The sequence below is a fragment of the Microcoleus sp. genome (assembly GCF_049646505.1).
In the GTDB taxonomy this organism is placed as follows: Bacteria; Cyanobacteriota; Cyanobacteriia; order Cyanobacteriales; family Microcoleaceae; genus Microcoleus.
Genome location: NZ_JBARVX010000630.1, coordinates 1 through 5,073, shown reverse-complemented (window position 1 = coordinate 5,073; position 5,073 = coordinate 1). Strand labels below are relative to the sequence as shown.

The 5,073-nt window shown below is 43.6% G+C and carries 5 protein-coding genes; 4 read left to right on the top strand and 1 reads right to left on the bottom strand.

Annotated features, from left to right (window positions below; genetic code table 11):
- Positions 1-160 precede the first annotated feature (160 nt).
- The gene (locus tag WBA89_RS29165) at positions 161-1,561 is read right to left on the bottom strand and encodes a sensor histidine kinase (protein WP_424411107.1); all 1,401 of its coding nucleotides are present in this window, start codon (positions 1,559-1,561) and stop codon (positions 161-163) included.
- A 90-nt stretch (positions 1,562-1,651) separates the two neighbouring features.
- Here WBA89_RS29165 and ispE point away from each other — a divergent pair, with 90 nt between their 5' ends.
- From ispE to WBA89_RS29145, 4 genes are all read left to right on the top strand, one after another.
- A complete protein-coding gene (gene ispE / locus WBA89_RS29160) occupies positions 1,652-2,629 on the top strand; it encodes a 4-(cytidine 5'-diphospho)-2-C-methyl-D-erythritol kinase (RefSeq protein WP_424411106.1) in 978 nt (325 codons plus the stop codon).
- Between the two features lie 182 nt (positions 2,630-2,811).
- The gene (locus tag WBA89_RS29155; protein ID WP_424411105.1) at positions 2,812-3,165 is read left to right on the top strand and encodes a DUF3082 domain-containing protein; all 354 of its coding nucleotides are present in this window, start codon (positions 2,812-2,814) and stop codon (positions 3,163-3,165) included.
- Positions 3,166-3,308: 143 nt separating this feature from the next.
- Entirely contained in the window at positions 3,309-3,926 is a 618-nt protein-coding gene (locus WBA89_RS29150) for a DUF488 family protein (protein WP_424411104.1), read from the top strand.
- A 182-nt stretch (positions 3,927-4,108) separates the two neighbouring features.
- On the top strand, positions 4,109-4,825 hold the full coding sequence (locus WBA89_RS29145; protein ID WP_424411103.1) for a hypothetical protein: 717 nt from the start codon (positions 4,109-4,111) through the stop codon (positions 4,823-4,825).
- Positions 4,826-5,073 lie beyond the last annotated feature (248 nt).

Sequence of the window (5,073 nt, the reverse complement as noted above, 5' to 3'; positions counted from 1 at the left end):
GAGCCTAGGAATCGATGTCACTTTTGAAGAGCCTCCTGCGAAAATGGAGGCAGAGCCTCGCCTATCTGCGTTACCAGGCAGAGCCTGGTAACGAGTAGAACGAGTAAATCACTTAGGATTGCTATATGACTAATGACAAATGACCGATGAATGCTGACTTTTAATTGTTCAATGATTCTTTAACACTAATCGGAATTTTAATAATAAATTCCGTACCCTTTCCCGGTGCTGAAATACACTCCAATTCTCCTTTGTGTCTTTCGGTGATAATTTGATAGCAGATCGACAAACCCAGTCCCGTACCTTTACCTACAGGTTTGGTTGTAAAAAAAGGGTTAAATATCTGCTCTATTACCTCCTCGCTAATTCCAGATCCGCTGTCAAAAATTCCGATCTCTACCCATTTTTCGCCTACAATTTTGGTAGAAATTTTGATAATTTTGAGATGATTTTCGCTGGCAAGTTGTGGTTTTTCATTATTTTCTTCAAAAGCATCAATAGCGTTATTGAATATATTTATAAATACCTGATTGAGCTGTCCGGGATAGCACTCGACTTTCAGTAAATTGCCGTAGTCTTTAATAATTTCAATACCTGGAAAACCAGGTTTGGGATTCAGCCTGTTTTGCAGCATCACCAGGGTACTGTCAATACCTTCGTGAATGTCAGCTAATTTCATTTCTGCTTCGTCAAGCCTCGAAAAAGTCCGCAGCGATTTGACAATATCGCGGATTCTGTCCGCCCCTGTTTTCATGGAAGATAAGATTTTTGGCAAGTCTTCTCTGATAAAATCTAAATCCAGAGATTGGAGTTTTTGTTTAACTATCGGTAGGGGATTGGGATAGTGCTGTTTGTAGATATCGGCCAGTTCCAGCAGATTATTTGCATACTCGCCAGCGGGAGTCAGATTGCCGTAAATGAAGTTGACTGGATTGTTGATTTCGTGGGCGACACCAGCTACTACTTGCCCCAGAGATGACATTTTTTCGCTTTGAATTAGCTTGGCTTGAGTCTGCTGCAATTCTAACAAAGTTTGTTCTAAGTGTAGAGTTTGTTGTTTGAGTTGTTCCGTGCGTTCTTCAACTCTAATTTCTAGCTCGTCTTTAGCTTGTTTGAGTGCGGTTTCTGCTGATTGGCGCTCGACTATTTCTGCTTCGAGGAGGCTGTTTGCTAGTTCTAATTGGGCGGGACTGGGAAGGGCTAGGGCTTGCGGGATTAATTCTACTAAAAGTATGGCTGTAGCGAAGGAAATGGTGGCGGTAATTGCTTTGACGGTTCCTGAAAGCCAATAGGTAGGATGCCACAGCGTCCAGACTTCAAATATGTGAGTGATCCCGCAGGCGACGATAAAGGCTCCAAACATGGCAAAAATCCAGTCAAAGGGCAAATCTTTGCGTTGCGAAATAAAATAAATTAGTGTAATCGGGATGGAAAAATACGCCAGTGCAATGATCGAATCTGAGGCTACGTGAAGCCAGACTAACTTGGTCTGCCAGAGATAGCAGTGCCCGTGAGGAATAAATGACCCGGAACTAAAAAAAGTTTTCCACAGTTCTTGCATAATATTTCCTTTGAGTTGTGAGAAAATGGACTCGGACTGGTATCAATTAATTTCAACCAGGTGTTTCTTTCACCTGCGGCTTAATTACCTATGCGTTCATATTCTCTCCTAGCTTCAGCAAAAATCAATCTGTATTTGGAAATAATAGGCGATCGCCCCGACGGATATCACGAACTGGCGATGGTACTTCAAAGCATAGATTTGGCCGATCGAATTGACTTGCGGGCGATCGGTACGGACACGATTCGCGTGCGCTGCGATCACCCGCAAGTTCCTCCTGATAAAAATAATTTGGCTTACCGGGCGGCGGATTTGTTGGCGCAGCAATTCCCCGATGCTTTGGCGAAATACGGCGGAGTCGAGATTGCGATTCACAAACAGATTCCGGTGGCGGCGGGGCTCGCCGGGGGTTCGGCAAATGCGGCTGCGGTTTTAGTCGGGATGAATTTGCTGTGGCAGTTGGGACTCACTCAGTCGGAGTTGCAAGAGTTGGGGGGAACTTTGGGTTCGGATGTGCCTTTTTGCATTGGTGGAGGTACGGCTTTGGCAACCGGACGCGGGGATAAACTGTCGCCGCTGCCGGATTTGGGAGGTTTTTCTGTGGTGCTGGCGAAGTACCGCAATCTCAGTATTTCTACGGCATGGTCGTATCAAACTTATCGCCAGCAGTTCAGTAGTTCCTATTGTGGATCGGAGGATTTGGACTGTCGCCGGGAACGGCTGCATTCGGGGCCGATGGTGGGGGCGATCGCCCAAAAAGATCGATCGAAAATTGGTCAGTTGCTGCACAACGATTTAGAAAAAGTGGCTTTACCCGTGTACCCGCAGGTGTTGCAACTGCGAGAAGCATTTGAGTCGGCGGGGGTTTTGGGAACGATGATGTCGGGTTCCGGGCCGACGGTGTTTGCACTCTGCGAGTCTCAAGAGCAGGCTCAGCAGATTGTGGAACGGGTGAAAAGTGCGATCGCTTCTCCCGATTTGGATTTTTGGGTAGCCAAGTTTAGCAATACTGGAATTCGGATTTGTTCAGAGGGAAATGATACGAAACCGCCGGTTCCGAGGGTGTAACTCGCAGGTGGTGCGATCGCGATCGCCCGTTAAACGCCGATGGGGCGATCGACCCCGATATATCTAACTTCGCGCAGAGTCTATTGAGATCGAATAACTGATAAAATGGCATCAAACACAGATTTTTGTTTTGGTGAACTAACCACAGCGCTAAAATCTCACATCTCAAATCTAAAATTGCAATGGCTGATTTAACTAATCCAAATTCTAATTCCCAACCTCCAAATTCTGCTGGAGATGAAGCGCCTGCATCTGGGCGGCAGCCTACGGTTTTGCGGTGCGTAATCGGTTCGCTGATGGCTAGCGCTTTTACTTATGGTTTGTATTCGCTAACTGTGTCGATCGCTCTAAGTTTTGCTAGCAAGCCGCTGCTTTCCACCAATCTTACTGCGGTTAAAATTAGTGGTGCCGTGCGAACTTTAGTAGTAGGAATTGTGGCTTTGGGTACGGGCGTGTTTGGGTTCGCGGCTGTCGGTTTAATGCTGCTGGGTTTGCAAATTTTGATTCAAAAGCTGGTAAAAAAACCCACAAGTTGAAGTCTGCAGATTGAAACCATCGGGCGACACAAACTCTCGTCCCCCTAGCAAAGTCGAAGGGTGGGCATAGGGCATAGGGCATAGGGCATAGGGCATAGGGCATAGGGCTATCTTCACAACGCGATCCAACCGCTATAGAAGCAATGGAATTATTTACGATCGGACACTCCAATCAGAGTATTGAATCGTTTCTTTTGCTGCTGAAGAAACACGGAATAACAGCGGTTGCGGACGTGCGCTCGCATCCTTTCAGCCGCTATTTACCTCATTTCAATAAATCTGAAATTACCGCTTTTTTGTCAGCAGCGGGCATTCAATATGTTTTTTTAGGTAAAGAATTGGGTGCGAGGCCGGAAGATTTAAGCTGTTATGATACTGAGGGTAAAGCTTTGTACGATCGCATAGCAACAACTCCTCTATTTTATGCCGGAATTCAGCGCTTGCTCAAAGGCGCAGCCAATTATAAAATTAGTTTAATGTGTGCCGAAAAAGACCCGATAACTTGTCACCGCACTATTTTAGTTTGCCACAAACTCAAAGCATTTAATTTGCAAATTAAGCACATTCTGTCCGATGGAACTTTAGAGTCGCACCAGGATTTAGAAGCAAGACTTTTGAGCAAGTTTAACCAAGCAAAAAACCACGATCTGCCAATTCAGTTAAGCTTGTTTGAATTAGCACCTCAAGTTAAGGATGAAATAGTTGATTTAGAAACGGCTTATTATCGTTACGGATTGACAAGGGCATATATCAGTAAATAAGGCAATTATCGGCTATACATTCTTTATTTTTGATGAATTCTAGCAGCAACTCTTGACATTTCATACATTGGACAGTATCGTAGGGCGATCGGCGCGCACCACAGCGTTTAAAATTTTATTCTAGATTTAACGTTCTTCGTGTTATAATTCTTCGGCACTGTAGCAGAAAGGGGTGCTTTTGCATGAAAGCAGAATTTTATTATGATTGTCACAAATATATTTGCAGTTTAGTTCAAGTTGATTTTGTCAAAGAATTAAAAATTAAAAATCATCAAGGTTTTGTGTTAGCTGTTAAGCAAGGCGAAAAGATTGGGCTTTTGGGGAAAAGTCGCCACAATGCTAAACAAATTGATGTTTCTAAGCCTCATTTTTATAATGTGATTAAAGCAGCTATGAGCGCTTTGGAATTAGAAACTAGAAATGAAATGATATTAGAGAGGAATCGCACGATTGCTGATGGTGAAGATACGATTCAGCAGCAAAACCGAGAAATTCGTCTTTTGAACGAACAGCTTAGAATTCAAGCGACTAAAATTGAACAGTTGTCAAGGGAAAATCAGCAGTTATCGGCGCAGCTTGTGGAGAAGAAAATTAGAGAAACTGAAATTAATCTAGCCAGCCAGGAAAATTTAGCGCAGGTGGGAATTGAGGAGGTAAGTGGAGAAGCTGAAATTAGTCAAGAAATTGATGATTTGCCGATTATAGATGCTGGGTTAGAGGTGCATTTAATCGAAAATCAGCAGGATTTGGAGGAGGTTGAGATAGCGGAAACAATCAGCGAGGGCGGTGTTGAAGTTGTTGATTTAGAAGTTGTAGAAGAATTAGAAATTACCGGAGGCGCAACTGAAATTAAACGATTGCCGAAAAGAGGTTCGCAGAGAAGGAGCAGAAAGAAATAATAAAATTTCTTAAGGTTTTTTAAGAGGCAAAGGTTTGTTGGGAGGACTTCAATTCTGATATTTTTTTGAGAAATGAAGTCTTCAGTTACAAACCAATTTTATGTATGTATAGCAATCCTCAATGATTCGCAAAATTTGTATGGGTAATACCCCGTGCCTACCCCCACGGATCGCGCGATTGTTTCTATTTATCAATATTGGCGAAGCGAACTCCTACAGGAATCGCAACTAATTGAGCGGAGATGATA

Coding starts and splice junctions, on each gene's coding strand:
- WBA89_RS29165 (WP_424411107.1), bottom strand. CDS start 1,561: ATGCAAGAACTGTGGAAAACTTTTTTTAGTTCCGGGTCATTTATTCCT.
- ispE (WP_424411106.1), top strand. CDS start 1,652: ATGCGTTCATATTCTCTCCTAGCTTCAGCAAAAATCAATCTGTATTTG.
- WBA89_RS29155 (WP_424411105.1), top strand. CDS start 2,812: ATGGCTGATTTAACTAATCCAAATTCTAATTCCCAACCTCCAAATTCT.
- WBA89_RS29150 (WP_424411104.1), top strand. CDS start 3,309: ATGGAATTATTTACGATCGGACACTCCAATCAGAGTATTGAATCGTTT.
- WBA89_RS29145 (WP_424411103.1), top strand. CDS start 4,109: ATGAAAGCAGAATTTTATTATGATTGTCACAAATATATTTGCAGTTTA.